This is a genomic window from Achromobacter pulmonis, from assembly GCF_902859765.1.
In the GTDB taxonomy this organism is placed as follows: domain Bacteria; phylum Pseudomonadota; class Gammaproteobacteria; order Burkholderiales; family Burkholderiaceae_B; genus Achromobacter; species Achromobacter pulmonis.
Genome location: NZ_CADIJV010000088.1, coordinates 1 through 605, shown reverse-complemented (window position 1 = coordinate 605; position 605 = coordinate 1). Strand labels below are relative to the sequence as shown.

General features: G+C 61.5%; 2 protein-coding genes. Both read left to right on the top strand.

The window, feature by feature from the left end:
* Window positions 1-7 precede the first annotated feature (7 nt).
* Window positions 8-172, top strand: coding sequence for a cbb3-type cytochrome oxidase assembly protein CcoS (gene ccoS, locus HV701_RS26615; RefSeq protein ID WP_175135982.1), 165 nt, complete (start codon window positions 8-10; stop codon window positions 170-172).
* Window positions 173-358: 186 nt separating this feature from the next.
* Window positions 359-605, top strand: a 247-nt coding sequence (locus HV701_RS26610) for a cbb3-type cytochrome c oxidase subunit I (protein ID WP_175135981.1), incomplete at its 3' end; no start/stop codon positions are given.

The window sequence follows — 605 nt, the reverse complement described above, 5'->3', positions numbered from 1 at the left end:
CCGCGCCATGACCATCCTCTACCTGCTGCTGCCCTTGTCGCTGCTGTTCGTGCTGGCCATCGGCGTGTCGCTGTGGTGGGCGGTATTCAACGGCCAGTACGACGACACCGATAACGCCGGCACCGCCATCCTGCGCGACGACGACAGCGGTCCGGCCTCGCGTGGTGGATGATGCCTGCGCCATGGGGCGCCCCGCTTCTCCCGACAAGAATCCCGGCCCCACCGCGCATGCAGATAACGATGAAGCGGCTATCGGCTCGCCAGGCTGATGGCAGGGACTGATTCGGATCGAATCCCATTTCCAGATCGCTCCTCATCATTGAAACTTGAAGCTGTTGTTTTTACAAAAGGGGGGGTAATGAACGATTACGCCGCCATCGCAAGCAAGGCCAACGCATTCCACAAGGCCGATACCTTCAACTACAGGATCGTGAGGCAGTTCGCGCTCATGACGGTGGTCTGGGGCATTGTCGGCATGACCGTCGGCGTTCTCATCGCCGCGCAGCTGATTTGGCCTCAGTTGAATTTCGACACCGCCTGGCTCAGCTACGGCCGCCTGCGCCCGCTGCACACCAACGCGGTGATCTTCGCCTTCGGCGGCAGCG

Bases quoted from the DNA above. Each gene is read 5' to 3' on its own strand.
- ccoS (WP_175135982.1), top strand. From the start codon at position 8: ATGACCATCCTCTACCTGCTGCTGCCCTTGTCGCTGCTGTTCGTGCTG.